This is a genomic window from Clostridium beijerinckii (assembly GCF_008705175.1).
Taxonomy (GTDB): domain Bacteria; phylum Bacillota; class Clostridia; order Clostridiales; family Clostridiaceae; genus Clostridium; species Clostridium beijerinckii.
On the sequence record NZ_CP043998.1, the window covers coordinates 5,823,733 to 5,848,031 of the forward strand.

At 30.7% G+C, this 24,299-nt stretch carries 19 protein-coding genes, 1 tRNA gene and 1 pseudogene; 3 read left to right on the forward strand and 18 right to left on the reverse strand.

Annotated elements, in window-relative coordinates; translation table 11 throughout:
- Positions 1–15: 15 nt before the first annotated feature.
- From F3K33_RS25645 to F3K33_RS25720, 16 genes are all read right to left on the reverse strand, one after another.
- On the reverse strand, positions 16–1,008 hold the full coding sequence (locus F3K33_RS25645; protein ID WP_017212311.1) for a LacI family DNA-binding transcriptional regulator: 993 nt from the start codon (positions 1,006–1,008) through the stop codon (positions 16–18).
- 189 nt (positions 1,009–1,197) lie between these two features.
- On the reverse strand, positions 1,198–2,553 hold the full coding sequence (locus F3K33_RS25650) for a sucrose-specific PTS transporter subunit IIBC (protein ID WP_012061161.1): 1,356 nt from the start codon (positions 2,551–2,553) through the stop codon (positions 1,198–1,200).
- Between the two features lie 348 nt (positions 2,554–2,901).
- Complete coding sequence (locus tag F3K33_RS25655) at positions 2,902–3,375, reverse strand: DUF6106 family protein (protein ID WP_023974935.1); 474 nt, start codon at positions 3,373–3,375, stop codon at positions 2,902–2,904.
- A gap of 284 nt (positions 3,376–3,659) precedes the next feature.
- On the reverse strand, positions 3,660–3,926 hold the full coding sequence (locus F3K33_RS25660) for a hypothetical protein (RefSeq protein WP_012061163.1): 267 nt from the start codon (positions 3,924–3,926) through the stop codon (positions 3,660–3,662).
- On the reverse strand, positions 3,919–4,812 hold the full coding sequence (locus F3K33_RS25665) for a ParM/StbA family protein (RefSeq protein ID WP_012061164.1): 894 nt from the start codon (positions 4,810–4,812) through the stop codon (positions 3,919–3,921). The genes F3K33_RS25660 and F3K33_RS25665 overlap by 8 nt, the downstream gene beginning before the upstream one ends.
- Before the next feature lie 236 nt (positions 4,813–5,048).
- Complete coding sequence (locus F3K33_RS25670; RefSeq protein WP_023974936.1) at positions 5,049–5,234, reverse strand: plasmid mobilization protein; 186 nt, start codon at positions 5,232–5,234, stop codon at positions 5,049–5,051.
- Between the two features lie 352 nt (positions 5,235–5,586).
- Positions 5,587–6,072 (reverse strand): PTS sugar transporter subunit IIA, encoded by a 486-nt coding sequence (locus F3K33_RS25675; protein WP_012061166.1) that lies wholly within the window; start codon positions 6,070–6,072, stop codon positions 5,587–5,589.
- An 8-nt stretch (positions 6,073–6,080) separates the two neighbouring features.
- Positions 6,081–7,406: a 6-phospho-alpha-glucosidase gene (locus tag F3K33_RS25680; RefSeq protein ID WP_023974937.1), complete on the reverse strand. Its 1,326-nt coding sequence runs from the start codon at positions 7,404–7,406 to the stop codon at positions 6,081–6,083.
- Positions 7,407–7,466: 60 nt separating this feature from the next.
- On the reverse strand, positions 7,467–9,062 hold the full coding sequence (locus tag F3K33_RS25685; RefSeq protein ID WP_023974938.1) for a PTS transporter subunit EIIC: 1,596 nt from the start codon (positions 9,060–9,062) through the stop codon (positions 7,467–7,469).
- A gap of 128 nt (positions 9,063–9,190) precedes the next feature.
- On the reverse strand, positions 9,191–9,949 hold the full coding sequence (locus F3K33_RS25690; RefSeq protein ID WP_012061169.1) for a MurR/RpiR family transcriptional regulator: 759 nt from the start codon (positions 9,947–9,949) through the stop codon (positions 9,191–9,193).
- A gap of 631 nt (positions 9,950–10,580) precedes the next feature.
- Positions 10,581–11,531 carry a DUF4179 domain-containing protein gene (locus tag F3K33_RS25695; protein WP_039773957.1) on the reverse strand — a complete coding sequence of 317 codons (951 nt, stop codon included), beginning with the start codon at positions 11,529–11,531 and terminating at the stop codon, positions 10,581–10,583.
- 575 nt (positions 11,532–12,106) lie between these two features.
- Positions 12,107–12,454 (reverse strand): DUF2326 domain-containing protein, encoded by a 348-nt coding sequence (locus F3K33_RS25700; protein ID WP_023974942.1) that lies wholly within the window; start codon positions 12,452–12,454, stop codon positions 12,107–12,109.
- Positions 12,455–12,629: 175 nt separating this feature from the next.
- Positions 12,630–13,796 (reverse strand): alpha/beta hydrolase family protein, encoded by a 1,167-nt coding sequence (locus tag F3K33_RS25705; RefSeq protein ID WP_039773956.1) that lies wholly within the window; start codon positions 13,794–13,796, stop codon positions 12,630–12,632.
- Positions 13,786–13,920: a hypothetical protein gene (locus tag F3K33_RS25710; RefSeq protein ID WP_017212322.1), complete on the reverse strand. Its 135-nt coding sequence runs from the start codon at positions 13,918–13,920 to the stop codon at positions 13,786–13,788. Before F3K33_RS25710 ends, F3K33_RS25705 begins: the two co-directional genes overlap by 11 nt.
- A gap of 203 nt (positions 13,921–14,123) precedes the next feature.
- A complete protein-coding gene (locus F3K33_RS25715) occupies positions 14,124–15,176 on the reverse strand; it encodes a HAMP domain-containing sensor histidine kinase (RefSeq protein ID WP_023974944.1) in 1,053 nt (350 codons plus the stop codon).
- A gap of 4 nt (positions 15,177–15,180) precedes the next feature.
- Positions 15,181–15,873, reverse strand: coding sequence for a response regulator transcription factor (locus tag F3K33_RS25720; RefSeq protein ID WP_023974945.1), 693 nt, complete (start codon positions 15,871–15,873; stop codon positions 15,181–15,183).
- 1,160 nt (positions 15,874–17,033) lie between these two features.
- Between F3K33_RS25720 and F3K33_RS25725 the strand changes: the two genes are divergently transcribed.
- The 3 genes and pseudogenes from F3K33_RS25725 (at position 17,034) to F3K33_RS25740 (ending at position 21,329) form a co-directional block, all read left to right on the forward strand.
- A complete protein-coding gene (locus F3K33_RS25725) occupies positions 17,034–17,471 on the forward strand; it encodes a MarR family winged helix-turn-helix transcriptional regulator (RefSeq protein WP_039773955.1) in 438 nt (145 codons plus the stop codon).
- 1 nt (position 17,472) lies between these two features.
- Positions 17,473–19,722: an ATP-binding cassette domain-containing protein gene (locus tag F3K33_RS25730; protein ID WP_039773954.1), complete on the forward strand. Its 2,250-nt coding sequence runs from the start codon at positions 17,473–17,475 to the stop codon at positions 19,720–19,722.
- Positions 19,723–20,188: 466 nt separating this feature from the next.
- Positions 20,189–21,329 (forward strand): annotated as a pseudogene (locus tag F3K33_RS25740) (tyrosine-type recombinase/integrase).
- 99 nt (positions 21,330–21,428) lie between these two features.
- Here the strand turns inward: F3K33_RS25740 and F3K33_RS25745 are convergent.
- Both F3K33_RS25745 and F3K33_RS25750 read right to left on the reverse strand, forming a co-directional pair.
- Positions 21,429–21,503 (reverse strand) — tRNA-Arg (locus tag F3K33_RS25745).
- 310 nt (positions 21,504–21,813) lie between these two features.
- The gene (locus F3K33_RS25750) at positions 21,814–24,204 is read right to left on the reverse strand and encodes an HAD-IC family P-type ATPase (protein ID WP_039773952.1); all 2,391 of its coding nucleotides are present in this window, start codon (positions 24,202–24,204) and stop codon (positions 21,814–21,816) included.
- Positions 24,205–24,299: the final 95 nt, after the last annotated feature.

A 24,299-nucleotide genomic window follows, 5' to 3' on the forward strand; every position in this document is an offset into this window, starting at 1 on the left:
TCTTCTCCTATTAATTTAATTAATCCCACCCACACTTTCTCTTTCTATTAGCCTCAAGGAAGTATCCTTATTCTCTTCTAACTCTTTTCCCTCTATTAAATCTAGAATTCCTTGAGCTGCTTTTATACCAATTAATTCATAATCAAAAGCTACTGTTGTAAGTGTAGGGTATGAAACACTTCCTATATCATATCCTCCAAATCCAGCTACTGAAATTTCTTCTGGAACTTTAATATTATTTTCATGTAAATATCTAAGTACTCCTAAACAAATATTATCAGTTGCACAAACTATTGCTGTGGGCTTATATTCTAATATCTGGCTAGCCTTACTGTATGCATTAGTAAATGAAAAATCAGTTTCAACAAATTGAACATTACAATCTGGATTATCTTTCTTCACGGCATCAATGAATCCATTTTTACGATCCACTCCTACTGCTATATCCCATTCATTTACTCCTAAAAATACTATATTTTTATGCCCCTTAGATTTAAAGTAACTTCCAAGTATTTTTCCTGCTTCATAATCGTCTATTTTTATATAATTAGTAAACTCATTTTTTTGTCCTGTAAATATAGTTGGAATACTAAGCCTACTAATTAATTGAATATGCTTTTTAGTAATAGCCATAGAATTAATAATTATTCCATCAACTCCTTGCTGATAAAGGCTATTAATGTTTGCTAGTTCTTTCTCTATATCTAATTCACTGATCAAGATAATTCCTTGATAATCATTTTCCATTAATTTTTTATTGATACCAGTTAATACTTTGCCTATTGTAACAGAATCGATTCTAGGAATTACAATTCCAACTAATCCACTTTTTTTAGTCTTTAATCTCTTTGCAAAAAAATTAGTTTCAAATCCGGTCTTTTCAATCGCTTCTTTTATCTTCTTAGCATTTTCTTCGCTCACATATCCATTATTCAAATATCTAGAAACACTACTCTTTGAAACATTAACCATATTAGCAATATCTTGAATTGTGACTTTTCGATCCATATTATCCTCCATATATGTTTTATATAAATATTATTATATATCATTAATACATATTATTGAAAAGATAACTTATAAACTTATATGGATATTAATATATAAAATATAGCTTTATATAGCTTGATAGATTTAGCAATCAAAATTATCCCTGCTAAATCTATCTATAATTCATCTAAATATTTTTTATTATTCCTATTCTTCTGGCTTGAAGAAGAACAATGTTAAGCAAAAAGCAACAGCTATAGCTACAACGTTAACTAAAATGTAACTTCCAAGATTGTTCACATATAATAGCATACCTGGTAATGCTGTAATTCCCATTCCTGTACCTGCTAGATGAAGTATTCCTGAAAGCATTCCTCCAACTGCCCCTCCTGCACATCCAAATATAAATGGTTTTATGAATCTTAAGTTAACACCAAATATTGCTGGTTCAGTAATACCTAAAAATGCTGGAATTGCCGATGAAATATATAATGAGCGCTTCTTTTTATCTTTTGTTTTGACGGCTACTGCTAAAGCTGCCGCACCTTGTGCTACAATACCACAAGTTATCATTGCATTAAATGCATCTTTTCCTGTGCTGGATAGTAATTCAACTTCTAAAGCATTTAATGCATGGTGAACTCCAGTAACAACTATAAGTTGATGTACTCCTCCTACAACTAGTCCACCTAATCCAAATGGAAGCCCCATGAATCCTTTGATTGCTCCAAATATTAATTGCTCAGCATTATGCATAATTGGCCCAACTATTAATAATCCGAGTACCATTGAAAATAATAATGTAATAAATGGAGTTACTATTAGATCTAATACATCCGGAACTACTTTCTTAAGTGCTTTTTGAGTTTTAGCTGCAATAATTCCTAATACTAATGCTGGCAACACAGACCCTTGATATCCAACTACAGGAATGTTTAATCCTAGTATAGTTAGATTAATTGGAGTTGCTGTTCCCGCTGCCACAGCATAAGCATTTGGTAAACTCGGTGATACAAGCATTAATCCTATTACTATACCTATTACTGGTGTACCTCCAAACTTTTTCATGGTTGACCATGCAACTAATGCTGGTAAAAATGCAAAAGCAGTATCTGTTAATACTTGAGTAAAGAGAACAAAATTCTCATTCATTTGAACTCCTAGATTTGTCAAAAGACCTCTTAGTCCCATAAACAAACCTGTTGCAACTAATACTGGTATTATAGGTACAAATACATCTCCAAAAGTTCTAGATATTTTTTGAATTAATGTCATTTGGCTATAAGCTTCCTCTTTATTATTTCCAGTTACTAAGTCAGAATTTTGTCCAACTATGACATCATAAACTTTATTTACAAATCCTGTTCCAAGAATTATTTGGTATTGCGCTGCCGAGAAAAATTGTCCTTTTACACCATCAATATTTTCAATAGCTTTTTCATTTATTTTTTCCTTATCATTAAGTATAAGTCTTAATCTAGTTGCACAATGTTCTACTGATTTTATATTTTCTTTTCCACCAATATTCTCTAGAATTTCTTTTGCTACTATTTGTTCCTTCATTAATGTCCCCTCCTAATTCAATTAACCTCGAAAACCGTTTTCATGTTAATATGATACCAGTTCCATATATAATGTGTCAATACGTTTTTTACCTAAATAATAAATTATATAAATTTCCTTTCTCCCCCATGTACAATGCATGGTTTCTAATACATTATCCATTACGCCTTCCTATTCATATGATTTATATTTTCGAAAACTATAATTCATCTTATGTGGTACTGTTCCCACTATTATTGCTAATTTTAAGAATTAAATTTATATATAAAACAATTAGTTCTTAGAACATAAAAAAAGTGTACTCCTTTTTGTAGTTTAAGGAATACACTTATTAACTATACTGTATTTTTAAAATGTAATTTTTTGAACATAAATTATCTTGACTATTTTTTCAAGTTCTTCATTTAAGGCTAATTGTATTATTTTATTGTTGTTTAATTCAAAAGTATAAATCTTTAGTCCATTTATATTAGTATTATAATATGCTGCCACCCCGCTCTTAAGAGCATCTTTCCGTTCTGTAATGTATACTTTTCTCACATCATCTCTACTAATCTTTTGAGCAATCTTTCTTCTACTTGCATTATAGACCTTAGATATTGTTATATCACCATTATATAACTCATACTCATAATCAATATACATAAAGTAACTTCCCACAAAAAATATTAATGCTACTATTATTAGCGCTATTCCGATTATTGGTGATGCAAAAACAATCATTAATCCAACTACAAAAAAAACAATTGAAATCTTTTGGAGTATGTTACTAATTCTCTTAGGCTTATCTGATGGAATAAACTGTTCTAAAACAACTTCCATATTCTCACTCCCCCTTTAAACAGTTATATCTATAGTAAATATTTTAAATTAATTTATATCATGTAGTAAGCATAAAATCAAAATTTATTTCAATGAAAATTTCATTTTATCATTACTTAATTACTATTATACATACTAATAGCAATTAATTATATTAGTTCTTTTACTTTTTGTGAAATATTACATAGATTTCATATAAATTTCTATAATCCAGCAACTATACATTCATATCCTTTTATTAATAATGAGATGCATAAGAACAGATGAAAATTTTCATCTGTTCTTTACCACTGAAGCAATCTATCTATCTCATTTTCCTGCTCACTATCTATTTTTATAGATTCTTTTTCGTCTATGGATATAGCTGCCTCATCAATTTTATCATCACTAACTTTTTTAATCGTTGAAGGTATCATAGTACCTCTCATTTTTTCACCTATTAGTACAGTTATATATGCAGAAAAATCTAAACCCAGAGATTTAGCTTCTTTAGATGCAAATTCCTTAATATGGGGAGCTAAAGTAATTGTAGTTTTTAACTTTTTACACATTCTTACTCTTACCTATTATGTCATAAGTTTTTACATTAATCATCTGTGCATCATCTAATACTCTATAGTCTTTTAAATAATTTTTAAGCAATAAGGCTCCCCCACCTATGAAAACAAATCTCGAATATTTCGATTGCTCTGGAAATGCCTGTTTTATGGCATTTATTATTTCTCCTGCTCTCAAACTTAATACATTATCAATATCCTTGCTTACATCTATTTCCTTTCCTTCTACAAATATAGCTTTATCTGCAATTATTTGTTCTGCTTTCATACGATTAGAGTAGTTGACTCCATATTTGGTTAACTCTTGTAGAAGTACATCATATGTCGGATTCACTCCCAATGGATACGTTCTACCTTCTTTAAATTGGCCATTGCTCATATATGCTATATCTAGTGTACCACCACCTATATCTACTACTAGCGTATCCTTTTCTACTAATGATTTATCATATAAAAATAATCCTGCCGACTGAGGAAATACAATTACTTTGGTAATTGTAAAACTTCTATTTTCTCCATTAAGTTTCATAAAGACTCGTCTATTTTCAAGAGCTTTTATCAGAGAATTCTTTTGTTCTGCAAAAAATTGAGCAGGAAGTCCTGTTATAACCCTTACATTGTTATCTATTGTTGAACTCATTGTAGCTGCTATAGCTGTATATAGGCAAATATGAAATATAATATCCTTATCTCTTGAATGTTCTATGCTGGTAAATCCATCATCATTACCAATTAAATATGTTTTATTATTGTACTCAACAGTATATTTAGCCGTCTCTAACTCGTGCATCTTTTCTTTTACTGTCGATGAAAAGGAGCCTTCTATGTTATGTCCAATAAAATTTGTTGTATTGTAGCCTATGTCTGCACTGATTCTCATTTTTTAATCCCCCTTTTTTACTTTTACATTCTATTTGAATATCTTTTTATGGCGTTTATACCACCGTTCACCTAAAAATTATTTATCCTTATGAAATGTTTCTCCATTAATATTCCTTTGTATGTAGTTTATATAGCTATCATACTGCTAGTACCTTAGGCCATTAAACAGTATTTGTACAATGTATTGCTTGTCTATGCTTTATATACAAGCAGGTAAAACTCAAGGTCAACTTACTATTCTTTGGATTCTAAATTCAAATTAATATCTCCATTTATTTCAGATAATTCAGATTCACTAATCGATTTCATCATATTAAATAGCATAAATTCTGTAATAGTCATTCCTTGCTTTCTAGCCATTCTTTTTATAGCTAGCTTCTGTTCTGTTGTAACTCTGAGCATTATGGTAGCATCTTTCATCGTATCCCCCCATTCTACGTAATGTATATAATGTAATTACGATTTATACATTACATACAATATCACACTTGTTTTACATTTTTTGTAAAAATATAGCATGAAAATTATAAAATCTCTCGACTTCTTTCGTATTTTGTTTTTTATATTATATAAACATTATCACTTTCGTAAGTCACTCCAGTATATAGACTTGACTCTCTTGCCAGTATATTGATTTATACAAAGGATTATTTAACAACTATAATCTTAGAGAATAAAAAATAATCTAGAGCATATATTCACATATTATACTCTAGATCATTTAAATCAACCTTCATAATTTATCATTTTAATTTATTGTATCTTTAACAAACTAGTTGTACTCTAGTAGGATTATCTCATTTACCTTCATATCCAAATCAATATGAATATCCACAATTTTATGATTATTAAGTTCTGATATTACCAGCATAGTAATATCGTCTAAGCCCTTTTCCTTAATAAATTTTCTGTCAAAGCTTAAAAGAAGATCACCTTTTTTTACTGCGTTTCCTTCTTCGCAATATAGTTCAAAACCTTCTCCGTTTAGAGCTACAGTATCAATTCCCACGTGAATTAGAAATTCTACTCCATCTTTGGTCCTTATTCCAACAGCATGCTTACTTTCCTTCATAACTGCCGCTATCGTTCCATCACAAGGTGAATATATTTTTCCTTCACTTGGTTTAATCGCAACTCCTTCCCCCATCATTTTTTGTGAGAACACTTCATCATTAACCTCACTTAGGTCAACACTTACACCATTAGCAAAAGCATAAAATACTTTATTCTTATTTTTATTAAACAAATTCTTAAACATACATACTCCTACTTTAATTCCGGCCAATAGCCCTTATTAACTTCAATAAGATCATCTAATAATAATTTAGCAACTCTAGCACTTGGTACAGTCTTAGATAAAGTAAGTGCCTGCCATAATTTCAAATAGCTATTTTCAATCCATGCCTCAACAACTAATTTTTCTACTGATACTTGTTGCTCCATTAATCCCTTTTGGAATTGTGGAATTTCTCCTTGTGCTAAAGGTTCTGGCCCATCACTTCCAACAATGCATGGAACTTCAACCATAGCTGTTGGATCAAAATTAGATATTGCACCTTTATTCTCTACTATACATAACATTCTTTCATGTGTGTTATAGGCAATTGCTCTAGCTAAATCTACTATAAAAGTTGCATGAGCATCAATATGGAATTCTCCGCCTTTTGCTGTTCCTGCCTTTGTAATAGCACGTGCTGCATTAAATACATCTTTTTCTCTTCCATCCATTACTTCGTTTGCCCTAGAATATTCTGCATTAGAATGTTCTACAACATAATCAGGATATAGATAGTATTTTAAATAAGTATTAGGTAAAAATCTTGGATCTACTGCTAATAAATCTTTTGCTTTTTTATGAGTTTCCTGCCAGCTTGGATCTGTATGTTGTGTTTCTACTTCTTTTACTGTTAAGTAGCCATTTTCTGCAACATAAGCTTTAATTCTGTCTGTTAAATCATTACCTTGTTTATCTTTAACGCTAGTCCACCATCCAAAGTGGTTTAATCCAAAGTATTTAACTTCCAAATCACTTGGTTCTAAGTCCACAATACCAGCCATACGACGAAGTGTTCCAACCGGCATGTCGCAAATGTTTAATACCTTCGAATTTGGTTTTAATCTACGGCAGGCTTCAGCAACAATTGATGCTGGGTTAGAGTAATTTAACATCCAACAGTCTGGTGAATATTTTTCCATCAAATCTATTAACTCTAACATACCTCCTATACTTCTCATTCCATAAGCAATTCCTCCTGCTCCACAAGTTTCTTGACCAATCACTCCATATTTTAAAGGAATCTTTTCATCCTTCTCACGCATTTCATATTTTCCAACACGTATATGGGCCATACAGAAATCAACATCTGTAAATGCTTCTTTAGGATCTGTTGTATAAGAAAATTCGATATCTAGTGCATTTTCTTTTAATACAATTTCTAAAGCTTCACCAATGACACCTTGACGCTCAGCATCATTATCATATAATTTTAATTTTCTAATTGGAAAACGGTGTAGATTATCTAATAGCATCATAACTATTCCTGGAGTGAATGTACTTCCGCCTCCTGCAATAACAATAGAATGTTTTTTCATATATATTACCTCTTTCCTTTAATTTATACTATTCTTCAAATATTTCTACGATTTATATTATTATTCTCCTACAATTCCTAGTGCTTCATCCACTATCGATCTTATTCTAGTTACATGTAATCCATAAATTACTTGAACATTTTCTCCTTTTTTAACTACTCCTGTAGCTCCTGTTCCCTTTAATGTAGCTTCATCAACTTTTGATGTGTCATCAAGGATTAATCTTAGTCTTGTGAAACAGTTATCTACTTTTTTAATATTTTCCTTTCCTCCTAGGGCCTCTATTATTACAAGTGCTTCATTTCCTGATGTTGATTCTTTATCTCCAGACCCTTGGCCTCCTGTTACTTTATCCTTATAATCTTGCTTAGTATAAAGTTTAACTTCTTCATTACTTTCTTCTCTTCCAGTAGTCTTTAAGTTAAGCTTAACTATTAGAAATCTAAATATTACATAGTAAACTGTGAATTGCACTACACCTACTAAAATAAACATTGGCCAACCTGTTTTCTCTATACCTAATGGTAAATTATAAAGTAAGAAATCTATAAATCCATTAGGTGCTATAGCCCTTACGTTTAATATATTTAAAGCTACCATTCCAAGACCGCTTAAAACTGCATGTACTCCAAATAATATTGGTGCTGTAAATAAGAATGAAAATTCTATAGGTTCTGTAACACCTGCTATTATTGAAGTTACTGCTGCTGGTATAAGAATCGCTCTAGCCTTCTTTTTCTTATCAGCATCAGCTGTGTGATAAAGTGCTAAACACGCTCCTACTAATCCAAACATCTTTGATAATCCTCTAGCATCCCATATAACTGTACTGGATAAAACTTTAATTGAAGGATCTGCAATTTGTGCAAAATAAATGTTTCTTGCTCCTTCTATCGCCTTTCCCCCTATAGTCTCTATTCCTCCAAGCTGACTATATAAGAATGGAGTATATACCAAGTGATGCAATCCTGTTGGTATTAAAAGTCTTTCTAGTGTTCCATACATAAATACTCCAAAATTACCACTCTTTTGTATGTAATATCCTAAACTTGATATTCCCCACTGTACTGATGGCCAAACATAAGAAAGTATAACAGCTAATACAACAACTACTGGAATTAATATTAAGAATACTAATCTTGAACCCCCATATATTTGAAATGCTCCATTAAATTCTTTCTTGCAATATTTATTATGAAAATACGCTACCACTATACCTAAAATTATTCCTAAAAAAACTCCCATATCCAAAACTTGAGTCCCTAGTACAATCGCCTGACCAGAACCTCTTAAATTATCTGGATTTACTAACTTCCCTGATAAACTCAAGAAAATATTCATGGCATTATTAAATATTAAATATACTAATACTGATGTGAAACCTGATTCTGCTTTTTTCTCTTTCGCAAGTCCTACAGCTAAACCAACACAGAATATTATTCCAAGGTTTGATAGTATAGGAACCAAGGATCCTGATAATATTTTTCCAAATCCAAATATCACACTATTCTTTAAGAACGGTGCATATTCTGCTAATTTGGTATTTGTGAGAATATTTCCAAAAGCTATTAATATACCTACAATCGGAAGTATTAATACTGGAATAAACATAGCCTTAGAAAATCTTTGCATAGCATTCATAATTTTATCCTTCATATATTCCACCTCTTATCAATTATTGTGTCATCCATAGGCTCATTATATATACGTTTTCATTTAATTGAAATAGATTGCAAGCATTAAGAAACCTGTTAGCTTAAAAGATAACAGGTTTCTTAATTTGACTATTTATTTTCTTTTCTTGTTTCTTGATAATATCTGTAGATTAAGTATTCCATAAACATAAGCATATTTGCAAAAAACGAGTTAGGCAGCACATTACTGTCATCTAATTTATGCATATCAAATATCTTAAATGAAATATCCGAAAGAGCTGAAATACTGTTTTCTACTTCCTTTGTGAAGGAAATTACTACTTTATTTTTCTTCTTCGCCACTTGAACCTTATCTAATACTTCTTTAGTCTCTCCAGACTTTGATATTACTATTAATGTTTCCATGTCTTCTAGATTATTTTCAAAACTCCCCTTAGAATCTATTAATATGCTCTTTATCCCTACCCCAAGCAGCTTTTTGTTAAAGTATTCTCCAGTGATTTCAGAGTAGCCTCTTGCATAAATAAAAATATACTTTTTGGTTCCACTTGCTAATATTTCTATAAACCTTTTTACATTTTCCTCATCTGTATATTTAGATAAAAACTTAATATCAGTACCTATTAATGCTTCTGACTCTTCTATAATTCCCGTGCCACCACCATCTATTAGTGGTGTTATATTATAAATCATATCTATAAATCCTGTAAAACCTAATTTTTTTGAAAGTCTCATAATAGTTGATGTAGATGTGTAGTTTTCAGCAGCAACCCCTCTAACGCCAAGATCCATTACACTATCAATATTATTGATTATATATTCTAATACTTGTTCTTCTATCGGTGTGATTTTTTTATTATTAACAATTTTGCTTAGATCAACTTTCATTTTTAATCATCCTCTAATTATTATACGATTTCAATAGTTGCAATAACATTATTGTAATACATTACTATCTTATTATTCAATCTTAGCACACTATTATATATGTTGTCATAACTACTTTCTTGTTCTTATATTCTATTCAAATACTTTTATATGGCATTTGTAATATAATCTGCTTATAAATTGCTTATCCAAACGTAATACTTATTTTAGTATTCTTTTTTATGTCATTAGTATGGTTCTTATACCTCAATTACCTTATACAAAGTCTAAATTTCCATAATCTTATCTAGAAAAATATATACTGTATTGCTTGTCTATACAATATACACAACATTTAATTTATAAAAATTTTATTTTATCTACTTAGAATATAACTTCTTAATCTATATGTAATTATAGATATAGAAACATACTACTCGAAGTTTATTTATATTCTTAGTATCAAAATATGAAAAACATATTATTAACTTATATGAACGCTGGATATTCCTCACTGCGAAATTAGTCTATTTATATAATCCAAATCTAAAGTATTTTCAATAATATACTTAATCTTTTTCTCATGATAATTCTCCTACATAAGTAAAGAAATACTTAAAGTTCTTATTACTTTAAGTATTTCTTTTACTTATTATCTTATATTTATTGTAATGGCTTTATCATAATTGCTAATAGTAGGAAATTTTCTAGGATATGCTGTATCAGGGTTGTTAAAAGAAGTTCTTGGGATTATCGTTACACTTCTCATATCAGTTGTGTCAACAAAATAATTTAACATTATACTTTTATCAGATCCATGACCATCTGATTCCTTAATCTTATTTCCTTTATCATCCGTAAGTTCCCATGATGCCATATCTGTAGTATCACTAAAACTATCGATATCACTGCCTCCTGTAAATTCAATTCGGTATGGGAATATTTTTATATTGTGCACATATAGTTCATGGCCATCTATTACTAGAGTCTGATTAATATCCTTGGCTAAAATCGGCTTGTCTATTTGAGATGCGCCAATTGCAAAATTGAATTTCCAATTCCCTGTTACATACGAGTCAATATTGGATGTACTAGTTACCCCTATCCTATCATAATCTATTGAAATATTTAAATTTTGACTTGTATCTATATTGTCTAAGTAAATATGTGTCACTATATCACAAGTTCCATCATCGTTATGGATATAATCGTACTTAAATTTATTTGTTTCATTATTTATTATCTTTCCATTAATAGATATACTTGGTTTCAACTCTTGTGCATAATCACCTCTTTCTTTACTATCCAAATGTGTTGTAAAAGTAAGCATATGAGTATCTGCATAACAATCAGATAGAGTAACCTTAATTCCCTTATCTTCAACAGTTTTTCCAATCACTATTTTAGATTTTTCAGGTATTGAATAATTTTCTTTTTCTGAAACAGAATTTCCGCTAGCATCTTGAATTGCAGATGTGTTATTAACTACTGCAGCACTAGAATATTGGCAATTACCTGCAGTAATTACTGAAATAAGTGCAATTGCTCCAATAAGTAAACTTTTAGATTTTTTATTGCGAAAACCTAATTTTATTTTTTTCATTATCTTATTCCTCCCACATAACTTTTCATTTTTTTGATATCACTGCAAGTCCACTTTTAATAATAATTAAAAGTGATCTTTTGCTATCATTCGTTTTTTATGGACAGCCTCCTTTCTTATTGTAAATAATATTAAATTATACTCCTAATTGCTATTTCATACAAATAATTACATATATTGAAATAGCTTGTTGGTAGATTTGAGAGAAAAACACTATCTCTTATCTCTTGATTCCTCATCTCTTTTACATTTATAAATCCAAATTCTTTGATATAGGATGCTAGCATTTAATATCAAGTATTAGCGTATATATGCACTAAACTCCTAAAATATTTATCTATATTTTTTTGACTTTCCTTTTAAGAATCAGTATGAAAACTTTTGTTCATTTTTTTGTTTAATTTCTTATTATTTTTTGCTTATCAAAATAAAATAGTACAACTACAGTACAATTTTAAGCTCTATTTCTTTTTCGCCTAACATGATTTTTATTTCCTCTACTTAATTTAATATTTACTTTGAGTATTTTTATTTTAGTTCCTCTAGTTGTTCCTTTTTATATAATTTCATCATCGTTAGTACCTCTTCAAAATAGAAAAAGGAATACTCAAAGTTCCTATTACTCTAAGTATTCCTTTTATTCCAAGTTTCTCAATTCCATCATTCAGAATTAGAAATATGTACTGGCCCTCAAAGTTACGTGTCTCCTTAACGATATTACTTAACTCCATTAAATCAATATTTTCTAATTTATCATGAATTTTAAAAATTGGCATATGATATACCTTATTTATAATTAACTTAACATGAACTAAATAAAAACAAGTGATCATTGCTTTCTTTATTCCAGTTCCAGGCTTTCCATTAATTCCAATTATCTTAACAGGAATTTCATCATCATTATATTTTAAATACAGTGGCAAATGGCTATCCTACTACTACATAAGTTAATTCTTTAAAATAATCATCTAAATTTTCTTTAATATCTTCCGTATCCTTAAATTAAAATATCTCGCTATATGCTTTCTAACAAGCACGGTTCCACCTGTATAAATGTAAGTTTCATAAGCTCCACCTTCTGATTAACTTAAAAATATCCTAGAAATCACTTGGTCTAGGTGCAGAAGGTCCAAGACCAATAGAACAAAGCCAATTCAGTACTACCTCATGCAGCACATTTATGTTGTCTACCTGGCAGTGTTCTAATCCGCCAAGTCTTCTATCCTCTATGGCGAAGAACGTCTTGTTTTTCGAACCAGCCTGCTCGTAATTTTTAAGAGCTTGTGTTAGCGGATTGGGCTGAACCAATATCTCTTCCGCACCGTGCATCACAAGAAGTGGGCATTCTATCTGGTGAAGCACGCCCTCAAGATTGTAGGCAAAACGAGGATTTCCAGCAAAGTCATCCAAGCTTCTTGCACCCAAAATTCTCATGCCGTGAGCAGCTAAACTTGGTGGCATCCATTTTAGCATTGCCTCCCAGTCGAACGCGTGGGTTCCTCCGTCAGAGATGACGGCAGCAATCCTGTTGTCGAATGCAGCAAATCTAAGGGAGTCATATGCCGCAAAACTCTCACCATGAACAATAATCTTGTTAGGATCCACTTCCGGTCTAGTTAGAAGAAAGTCAATTGCTCTTGAATGAAAAGCCTCGCTGTCAGCTCTTCTGCCCTTTCCTTTTTCGTACATTGAAAGACCAGTTCCAGGCTGATCATAGACCATAAAGTTATATCCACACGAAATAAAGGCAGGTCCTAACCAGAAATAGTTCTCAATTGACCACTCATCACCACCATTGAGGGCCAAAATTGTGGGCTTCGGACCTTTTATCCAAGGAGGTGAGAAAAAGTACCCATCCAACTTGACATCCTCATAATCTACTTGGATTTTCTCTGGTTTTACATCAAAGTACTTTCCAGCAGCTTCAAAGAGTTCATTTACTTTCCTAAATATACGGAGTTTCTCGGCATCATTATCCATCACAGCATATTCAGCGATTCGGTGGTAATTGCAAGCACGAATGTAACAGTTACGTGCTGTATACCAGTTTCCAACCGCTTCTGCCTCCTTACCATGCCTTTCCAAAGCATCTGCTGTTATGAGCCATTCCCTATGCCATGTTTCCTTATCATTTGGATCTATTTTTTTGCATGCTTCATAAATTTCGGTGACGTCAGCAGCACCAAGACTTGCCAAACCTAGAGCTTTAGTTACTTGATATGACATCATATAGTTGTTTGGCCAACGGCTAAATTCAATTGACATTGCAGTATCCTCCTTCTCTAGTTATATTTATTACTTCCATCCTTCTCTGATTAAGCATAAGAGTACATGTTTCGAAATAGCGGCACCTATCTATGTCCGTGCCACGAACTTGATTCTCTACCATATCATTTCCTCCTATCAATTTACTTGTAGTTTTTAAGCTACAAGTAAATTTTACGATATAAAAATAAAGCTGCCCTAAAAGGAAAATAAATCTTTATAAAGAGAATGTAAAAAATTATAAAGTATTAGGAAGCAAAAAAGCCACTGCCGGTGTTCTCTACGTTCAACCAACAGTGACCTTTAATTTATTTTAGAGAAATAAAATTAGTATTGTACAAGTGGAAGGCTGAACTTTATACCCAGGCCACCATATTCAGAAGAATATGCATAGATTTCTCCACCATGATATTCAATAATTGATTTACAGCTTGCTAGTCCAAGTCCTATCCCACCATTTTCAATTTGCCTGGATTTATCCACAGTGAAAAATTTAAGAAATAGTGAAGATATATCCTTATCCGGTACTCCAATCCCATTATCCTCAATTTCAAAATAGGCATAAGCCCCTTGTGAGTATCCAGTCATATACACTTTCAACTCATTTTTTCCTCCATATCTTACAACATTACTGAATAGATTACCAAAGACTCGACCTATCATAATCTCATTGACCATAAGCATCATATTTTCCTTAAATAAATGTTTGTAAATAAGCTCATAGTCAAATCCTGATAGCTCATGTTCATATTCTAGGGCAATGTTCTCAAATAATTTTGATGCATTAACGGGTTTCACGGTCATGGATTCTAAATTCAGTTTCTCTTTGATGAAGCTTACAAAGTCGTTGATAAGTTCAGCCATATATTTTGACTTTTTTTGAATCAACTCATAATATTCCTGCTTTTCATTTTCTGGTAGACCCTTTTGCATGGCTAACAGTTCAGCAAAACCATTAATAGATGTTAATGGCGCTTTTAGATCATGAGCAATGGCAGCAATCATATCCATTTGCTCTTTATGTGCTAGTTGGAGCCTCTTTTCCATATTATTAAAATGATTATAAAGGTCTCCAATTTCATCATTACTCCTTAGCGCAAGTGGCGGCAATGGATGCACAATATTTATTCTTTCTAGTCTGGAATTAAGTAATCTTATTGGTTCTTCTATACAAAAATGGATATACATAATTAAAATAATAAAGATGAAACAGGCAATAGCAAATATGGGAAGGAGTAATACTATATATGATGGATCCAGTAATGAACTAGATATAGGTGAATATTCTGCAAAGATAAACTTCAAATAGATTCCAATTGAAGCCATAAAAACTATAAACATAACCAGAAATAGTAAAGGAAGCTTTATTTTCAGTTTCATATTATCACTCTCTTTCCTTGTACTTATATCCAATTCCCCAAATTGTTTTAATAAAATCATATTCAGGACCAAGTTTCTTACGGATATTTTTTATATGAACCGTTACAGTATTTAATTCTCCGTATTCGTCTCCCCAGACATATTCATATATCCGCTCACGAGTCAATACATTATTGGGGTTATGCATGAGCATGGACAATATTTGAAATTCCTTTGTTGATAAGTTAAGCTTTTTGTTATTTAGAAATGCTTCAAAAGTCTTATCATTCAAAATGAGAGGAGAATCAATCTTTTCTCTATTTGGACTAAGTTCATTCCACTCTTTAAACAGCCTGTCGACTTTCCTGAAGTTGGCCCTTATCCTGGAATTAAGCTCCTGAATACTAAAGGGCTTTGTCATATAATCATCTGCCCCTATTTCGAGCCCAACGATTTTATCAATATCCTTATCCCGGGCGCTTAAAAACAGAATTGGAGCATTATAAGATTTTCTGATGCTTCTGCAGACATCAAGGCCATCCATATCAGGCATCATTATATCAAGAATGATGAAATCAATATTATTTTCTTTCAATACACATAAGGCTTCTTTCCCAGAATATGCCGAAATAGTTTCAAATCCTTCATAGCTTAAACTCTTTGTTATAAGTTTTACTATATCTTTATCGTCATCTATAACTAATATCTTTTTTTGCACTTTTGCACCTCCGATCTGCTTCAATAAACGTTCTCTTCTACAGGCCTTCCACACAATACTATCTCATTTATGATTATCAAGGATGATAAATTTAATGCCTTTTCAGAAGTAGTATTTAACGAAAGTGAAATCTTATTATGATTATCTGCTCTTGTTATAATTGTTCCAATTCATTTGCGAATGTCATTTTTCTCATTTGAATCAACATAATTCCACCATAATATATTGATATAAACACCAATAAATACAATGACTGATACAGTTAATGAGCCGAGGATCACTTATATATATTTCAGGGATTTTCAAATAAAGTACCATAGTACCCTATACGAAAAAAGTATAGCACTCTTTTTTTTAATATTCAATTAGATACTTATTTTATTTCATGGTGCCAAAAAAGTAATAAATTCTTAAGTAAAAAATATATAGAATCATAGAAATATGTTATAACAAACTAATTCTTAAAATAATTCATCATTATTCCCCCATATCTGTATATATTTTTATTAATCATATTACACTTAAGTACTTTTGTATGGCGTTTATATAGATATCCAATCATAATTTATTTGATATGTCTTAAATTTATAGTGTAATATTCTTTTTTATGCTGTTCATATGACATTTGTACTACTATTACCATATAATCTTTAATAGAACAAGAATATTAAAAAATAATTGTATTGCTTGTATATGCAATATATACAAAACTTCACATAAAATAAAGCACCTATATTTCTATAGATGCTTTTATAACCTACGATTTCTGGATTCGATTAAATCATTTCCCTCTTAGTATTTGTTTCCCTCTAACCACTAGCATTCAAGCCATTTTATCAGTTCTATTACAGCTTAGTATTTTCTATAATTTGTGCAATGCACTGCACCATTATTGCACCATTGATTTAATATTTGTTTAGCAAGAACATACCTTTCTTATTATAATAATGCAAAAAAACTGCAGCTTATTTATTCAATTAGCTACAGGCTTTTATGATAATCCCAACGGGATACTTCAAGCATATTCAACTATGTTCATCTATATTGATTTACTATTGTTATTCTAAAAATAGTTTCCATATTGCAATCATTTTGCAAAAATGTTAAAATAGTTTCCATAAAGAAACTACTTTTATAAATATTAAGGAGATACTTACTTTATGAACAAACAATTATATACTTCTAAATTAGAAGAGGGATTATCGAGACTTCAATGTGAACTTGTTGCCGAAAGGAATACGATAAATACAGAGAATATTTCTTGGTTTCAATATGATTTATTAGAATCCTTATATCACACAAATGGAAGTCGCCCTGCAGAATTAAGCATTAACTTAGGTGTTTCACGGTCTAAAATATCTAAGGGATTAAAAGCTCTTAAAGATATGGGATATGTAAAACAAGAAAAAAGCGATTCCGATGCAAGGGCACTTTGGACAGTATTAACAGATAAAGGTTTCAAATTTTTAAAAGAAATAAAAAAAGGTCATGAACATTTAGCTGAAATTGCATCCTCTGCCTTAACTCCAAGTGAACAAAAACTTTTTGCTGAGCTATGCCTAAAAGTGAGCAGTGTTTTTGAAGAAAGAAGGCGCTAATATGTCAAAAGAAATGATTGAAATCTTCCATGCAAATGAAAATAATCTTAAGGATATATCTATAAATATACCTAAGAAGAAAATCACAATAATTACAGGTTTATCTGGTTCAGGGAAGTCTTCTCTAATCTTCGATACCCTAGCTGCTGAATCTCAAAGGATGTTAAATGATACATATTCCGCTTATGTTCAACAATTATTACCTCACTATGGCAGACCTAATGTTGAAAAAATCAACAATCTTCCTGTTTCTATAATTATAGACCAGAAGAAAATAGGTGGAAATCCACGTTCAACAGTTGGTACCGTCACTGATATATATACCTTACTGCGCCTTCTATTTTCTAGAATAGGGAAACCTTTTGTTGGCTACTCAATGAATTTTTCTTTTAATAATACAAATGGTATGTGTACTTATTGCCAAGGATTAGGAGTAATTAAAGATATTGATATTCATAAATTAATAGACTTTGACAAAAGCTTAAATGATGGTGCTATTAAGTTTCCAACATTTCAACCCGGAGGCTGGAGATTAAGCCGTTATACAGAGTCTGGTTATTTTGATATTGAAAAACCAATTAAAGATTACTCAGATTTAGAACTTAATACTCTACTTTATGAAGAAGAAAAAGCTCCTGATAATCCTACAAGTAATTGGCATAAGACAGCAAAATATATTGGCCTTATTCCAAGAATCAGAAACTCATTCTTAGAAAAAGATCAAAAGCAATATAAAAAAGAGCTTGAGCAGCTTGTTGATGAACAAATCTGTCCTCATTGTAATGGAAAACGTCTTAATGATACTATTTTGTCCTGCAAAATCAATGAAAAGTCAATTGGTGATTGTACTGATATGTCAATAAGTGAATTGAAGTCTTTTCTTCAATTAGTCCATGAGCAAAAAGTTCAAACAGTTATTGATGATATTCTCAAGCGTTTACGTACATTAGAAGAAGTGGGATTAAATTATCTTACATTGAATCGTACAACTAATACTTTATCTGGTGGTGAATCTCAGCGAATTAAAATGTCAAAACATTTAAACAGCAGTCTGAGTGATGTTCTCTATATATTCGATGAACCTAGCATTGGATTACATCCTCATGATATAACTGGTATAAATAAGATATTCAAAGGGCTTAAAGAAAAAGGAAATACAGTTATAATTGTGGAACATGATCCTGATGTAATAAATATAGCAGATCACATTATTGACATGGGGCCTGAATCAGGAGTTAAAGGTGGAGAAATTACTTTTGAAGGTACATATAAGCAGCTCTTAAATAGTGATACTACCACTGGAAATGCTTTATGTAATAAACATGAAATAATTACAGAAAATAAGGAGCTTCACGAATTCTACGAGCTTAATAATGCAAATATGTTTAATTTGAAAAATATTTCTATAAAAATACCTAGAAATGCCTTAACAGTTGTAACTGGAGTAGCCGGTTCAGGTAAAAGTACATTGATTACACGTCTTTTCCTTGACAAGTATCCAAACAGCATACTCTTAGACCAAAAAAGAGTCCATACCTCTTCTCGCTCAATACTCGCAACATACATGGGCTTTTTTGATAAAATTAGAGCTATCTTTGGTAAAGCAAATAGTAAATCACCTTCACTATTCAGCTTTATTGGAGAAGGTGCATGTCCTTTGTGTAAAGGAAAAGGTATAATAAAAACAGATTTAGCTTTTATGGATGATGTTGAAGAAACTTGCGAATTATGTGATGGAACAAGATACAAACAAGAAATATTAAATTATAAGTACAGTTCATATACAATAAGTGATATCCTTAACCTCTCTGTTGATGAAGCTTTGGCAGTCTTTATTGACAAAGAGCTAAATAAAATATTGTATACTATTTCTGAAGTAAATCTAGGGTATATTAAACTCGGTCAATCTCTTGACACAATGTCAGGTGGAGAACTTCAAAGATTAAAAATTGCTGTAACTCTTTTAAATAACGCTGGGGAAATTTACATATTGGATGAACCAAGCACAGGCTTGCATGAGTCAGATATAAAGAAATTGATACAGTTATTTAATAAATTAATTAATAAAGGAAAAACAGTTATAATATTAGAACATAATTTAAGTATAATGTGCCAAGCTGACTGGATTATTGATTTAGGTCCACTAGGGGGCTTTAATGGAGGAGAACTTGTATATATGGGATATCCTAGTGGCATTACAAAATGTTCTTCATCTTTTACAGGAAAAAGATTATTGGAATATATATCTTAAAATATATATTAAGTAAGATAACTGTATATTTTATTTAATTTTAGGTATTTTTTAGTATTAAATAAATTTATTAAACTATACTTATATTATGATACTTTATTAATAGCATAAGTGCCTTAATCATTAGTTATTCTAGTATTAAAGGCACTCTACTTACAAATTTACTTATACATATATAAATTTATCACTTATTCTTAATGATAAATTATTAATACTAACTTGTATAATGTATTAAATATTATTACCGTTGAAAAAATCTCCATTGTTTCCTTCTTTATCGTCAAAGCTTTAATTGCAATTCTTTTATGGTCTTTCTTATACTTATCAATGGCATATTCTTATTAAATCAAGTATACTTATCCTTTAGTTATGATATTGTTCACCCTCCATTATCCCAAACCTATTTCGTATTTACTTTAGATAAAACTCATTAATGAAATCTATTTTTCTTCATATAATTTAATCCATCAAAGCCAATTGGAGAGCTACAGTAAGCCTTGGATACACAAATGGTAAAAAGGACGTTGAAAGAAAGCAAGGCTTTAAAACTAAAAAAGAAGCTTAAGCATGGGTTACTGGAATCTTATCAAAAAGAAATAAATGATTTATTGCTCCAACTGAAGGTAATACCTTATTTAAGGATTATATATTAAAATGGTTTGACGAATATAAATCTAAACACATAAGCATAAATACCAAGCACAAATTATAAGTCAAGAATTGATACTCACATAGTGCCAAAATTGGGCGGATACAAGTTAAATAAAATCACTAATGCAATCATTCAAGATTTTTATAATAGCCTTATAGGAGAAGGCCTCAAGCCTTCCAGTGTAAAAAAAATCATGGAAACTGTGAATGGTGTTTTAAAATATACTCAAAAAAGTAAGTTAATATATAACCTACCTACTGACATAGAAAAGCAGCCTATGAATAAGCCTAAAGTCGAGTTTTGGACTAAAGAGGAAATTGATTTTTATTTAGATAAGATTCACGATTCATACCTCTACACACAAATTTTAATAGAAATATTTACTGGCTTGCGTGTTGGAGAGCTCTGTGGAATAAGATGGTATGATATTGATTTCGAAGATAGGTATCTAACTGTTAATAATCAGGTTATTTATGATAGAGAATTAAAAATATTGGTATTTTCAGAGATATTAAAGACTGATACAAGCCATAGAAAGATAACTCTACCTAAAATATTAACTGATTATTTAAAATCAATTAAATGTGATGCACTTGATACTGATTTTGTAGTATTAGATCGTGAAGGTTCAATGTGTAATCCTAGAAACCTATCAATGAATTTCACTAAATCTATACACAAATATAGAAAATCTATTGATGATTTAAAAAGAGAAGGTGAAAATATTCCTCAAAATTACATGCAGCTCAAACAAATAACATTTCACGCTCTTAGGCATACTCATGCCACATTATTAATATTCAATGGCGAAAATATAAAGGTCATATCAGAAAGACTTGGTCATAAAAATATATCTACTACATTAGATACTTATACTCATGTTATGGAAGATATGAAAAATAGTACTGCAGATTTACTTGATAATATTTTTAGATATATACCTAGTACAACATAGTACAAAAAAGCTGAATGAAAAATTTAGTACAATTTATAGTACAACTTTTTGCATAAAAAAGGCTTAACCATTGCAGTTAAGCCATTCTTCTTTGTACTTTGGTACTCCCAGCGGGAATCGAACCCACATCTATCCCTTAGGAGGGGATTGTTCTATCCATTTAACTATAGGAGCATAATATTTAAATATCCTTTTTTGTTTAATTTGTACTTATAAATTTTATTACAATTATTTGTCATTGTCAAATTAATAATTTATTTTTACATAAAAAAATAAATTATATTAGATATTAAAGGTCTGATTAATAACTTTTAAAAAAACAAATTTTTTTATAAATACTTGATAAAACACAAATATTATAACTTATTCTTCTTCTAGCTCCATATGAACTTCTAAACTAATAAGCAAAAAATCTGAATGTACTAGGCCAAAACTGTAAAAATAAAGCTTAAATACCCTCTATATGTATTTAAGCCTTATAATTTTAAATTGTTTTAACTTTATATTTCTTATTAACTCTAACTCTAAATATATCTACAATTTTGGTTATCAGAGGACTGGATGCTATTATTACTGCTAGCGATATGAGCCAATGACTTAATTGTATTTTAGTTAAACTAAATATATATCTTCCTATTGGTGTTAAGAACCCTAACACTATTATCCCAAACATAGATAAACACATTATCGTTTTAAACTTAGTTAACGGTCTTGCCACTCTAAGCAATACCACCATACTAATTCCAGAAAACATTAGTACTGCTAAAGTTCTACTGTAATCCATTGGGAGATTCATTTGTATTGATATAATAAATGTTATAAGTATAAATATAGCAAGTAATATCCCGTTAGGAATACTAACAGTTAATATTCTTGTTAAAAATCCCTTTTTAACTCCACCCGTGCTAGGCAATAACGCTAAAAAGAATGATGGAATTCCTATAGCGCAACTTCCCACTAATGACAACTGTATTGGAAGTATTGGATACTCTATAAATAATATAGAACATACGAATGATAAAATTATGCAAAATACAGTTTTGGATAAAAATAATTCTGATACCCTCTCCAAATTATTAATTTGCTTTCTTCCCTCTTCAAGAACTTTAGGAAGCGCAGTGAAATCAGATTTCATTAATACTAATTGGGCTACAGCCTTTGTTGCATCAGAGCCATTTGCCATTGCAATGCCGCAATCAGATGATTTTAAAGCAAGTACATCATTTACTCCGTCACCTGTCATTGCAACAGTATGCCCCATCTCCTGAAGAGCTAAAACAATTCTTTTCTTTTGATGCGGAGTAACTCTTCCAAAAACAGTCATCTCCTGGATCAAATTCTTCAATTTTTCATTATCCTCTGGCAACTCTCTTGCATCCACATATTTCTCCCAGCCACTTACGCCTGCTCTTCTTGCGACCTCTGAAACAGTAATAGGACTGTCTCCAGAAATAATCTTCACCCCTACGCCTTGACTATCAAAGTACTTTAATACATCAGGTGCTGCTTCTCTTATGATATCCTCAATTAGCAATAGTGCTACACTTTCTATCTTACCTTCCAATTTTTCATTCAAATTATTATGAAGATTTGCTAGTAATAAAATTCTTTTTCCTTTTCTAGCTTCTTCTTTAACTATTTCTTCTATTAACTGATATTCCTTACCCAATATTATTTCCGGTGCGCCAAGTACCCATGTCCCAAGCTTTTCAAAAGTAGCTCCACTCCATTTTCTTTTAGATGAGAAAGCAATTTTGTCTAAAACTTTGATTTCCTTATCATATTCCTTATATTTTTCTAATATAGCTTTCTGAGTTGGATTATTACTTGGTAAATTATTTATTAATGCTGCTAATACATTATCTATATCTTCAGAACTTTTAGAACTAATATTCTTCACTTCTGACAATCTTAACTCTCCTTGAGTCAAAGTTCCTGTCTTATCTAAACAAAGTACATCAACTCTTGCTAAGACTTCTGTAGCACTCAACTCTTGAACTAAAGTATCATATTTAGATAATTTTATAATTGACACTATAAATGTGGCACTCGTTAGTAATACTAATCCCTCTGGTATCATTCCTACAATTCCTGATACTGCTCCTATTAATGCATCCTGCCACGTATTCCCTGGTATTCTTAGTTGAGTTACTATTAATAATGCAGATAGAGGAGGTACAATCCATATTATTACTCTAAAAATTTTATCTATTGCTGCTTGTAGCTCTGAATTTATTATTTTAAATTGCTTAGCTTCCTCAGCAAGAGTAGACGAATATGTTTCTTTACCTACTTTTGTAACAATCGCATATCCCTCTCCAGATACTACGAAACTTCCAGATAGCAATGTCTCTTTGTAATTTTTAGATATTGCATCAGCTTCTCCTGTTAACATAGACTCATCTATTTCTAATCCGTTACTATGCAAAACTTCTCCATCAGCCAATACCTGCATGCCGGTTTCCAGATAAATCACATCATCCAATACAATTTCTTCTATTGCAATCTCCTTTATTTCACCATTTCTAAGAACTTTTGCATGTGCAGAACTTATGACTGATAACTTTTCTAATGTGCGCTTAGCTTTAATTTCTTGAACCACTCCAATTAATGTATTCACTATTATAACGCCCACAAATATAGCATTCTTAGGTGATCCTGCTAGAATAATTATTGCTGCAAGTACAAAGTTTATTGCATTAAACCTTGTAAACAAATTAGCTCTTATTATTTGAGGCATAGTTCTTGATGGTGTTTTCGGAATGTGATTTACTTTTCCTTCTTTAATTCTCTGCTTAACTTCTTCAGATGTTAAGCCAATTATAGTTTCAGCATCTTTCTCCTTCATATTCAAAGTATTATTATTTAAATTCATCAAATTTCTCCTGCCTATGTAAATTATTTGCTATACTATTTCATAGAATTATCATTGTCTTATATATTATACATTTTTTAATATTATTTTACCCT

What these genes read in the sequence shown, in the direction of transcription:
- F3K33_RS25650 (WP_012061161.1), bottom strand. Translation starts at nt 2,553, where the DNA reads ATGAAGGAACAAATAGTAGCAAAAGAAATTCTAGAGAATATTGGTGGA.
- F3K33_RS25680 (WP_023974937.1), bottom strand. Translation starts at nt 7,406, where the DNA reads ATGAAAAAACATTCTATTGTTATTGCAGGAGGCGGAAGTACATTCACT.
- F3K33_RS25710 (WP_017212322.1), bottom strand. Translation starts at nt 13,920, where the DNA reads ATGGTAGAGAATCAAGTTCGTGGCACGGACATAGATAGGTGCCGCTAT.
- F3K33_RS25670 (WP_023974936.1), bottom strand. Translation starts at nt 5,234, where the DNA reads ATGAAAGATGCTACCATAATGCTCAGAGTTACAACAGAACAGAAGCTA.
- F3K33_RS25675 (WP_012061166.1), bottom strand. Translation starts at nt 6,072, where the DNA reads ATGTTTAAGAATTTGTTTAATAAAAATAAGAATAAAGTATTTTATGCT.
- F3K33_RS25730 (WP_039773954.1), top strand. Translation starts at nt 17,473, where the DNA reads ATGTCAAAAGAAATGATTGAAATCTTCCATGCAAATGAAAATAATCTT.
- F3K33_RS25750 (WP_039773952.1), bottom strand. Translation starts at nt 24,204, where the DNA reads ATGAATTTAAATAATAATACTTTGAATATGAAGGAGAAAGATGCTGAA.
- F3K33_RS25695 (WP_039773957.1), bottom strand. Translation starts at nt 11,531, where the DNA reads ATGAAAAAAATAAAATTAGGTTTTCGCAATAAAAAATCTAAAAGTTTA.
- F3K33_RS25705 (WP_039773956.1), bottom strand. Translation starts at nt 13,796, where the DNA reads ATGTCAATTGAATTTAGCCGTTGGCCAAACAACTATATGATGTCATAT.
- F3K33_RS25665 (WP_012061164.1), bottom strand. Translation starts at nt 4,812, where the DNA reads ATGAGAATCAGTGCAGACATAGGCTACAATACAACAAATTTTATTGGA.
- F3K33_RS25655 (WP_023974935.1), bottom strand. Translation starts at nt 3,375, where the DNA reads ATGGAAGTTGTTTTAGAACAGTTTATTCCATCAGATAAGCCTAAGAGA.
- F3K33_RS25645 (WP_017212311.1), bottom strand. Translation starts at nt 1,008, where the DNA reads ATGGATCGAAAAGTCACAATTCAAGATATTGCTAATATGGTTAATGTT.
- F3K33_RS25660 (WP_012061163.1), bottom strand. Translation starts at nt 3,926, where the DNA reads ATGTGTAAAAAGTTAAAAACTACAATTACTTTAGCTCCCCATATTAAG.
- F3K33_RS25690 (WP_012061169.1), bottom strand. Translation starts at nt 9,949, where the DNA reads ATGAAAGTTGATCTAAGCAAAATTGTTAATAATAAAAAAATCACACCG.
- F3K33_RS25715 (WP_023974944.1), bottom strand. Translation starts at nt 15,176, where the DNA reads ATGAAACTGAAAATAAAGCTTCCTTTACTATTTCTGGTTATGTTTATA.
- F3K33_RS25685 (WP_023974938.1), bottom strand. Translation starts at nt 9,062, where the DNA reads ATGAAGGATAAAATTATGAATGCTATGCAAAGATTTTCTAAGGCTATG.
- F3K33_RS25725 (WP_039773955.1), top strand. Translation starts at nt 17,034, where the DNA reads ATGAACAAACAATTATATACTTCTAAATTAGAAGAGGGATTATCGAGA.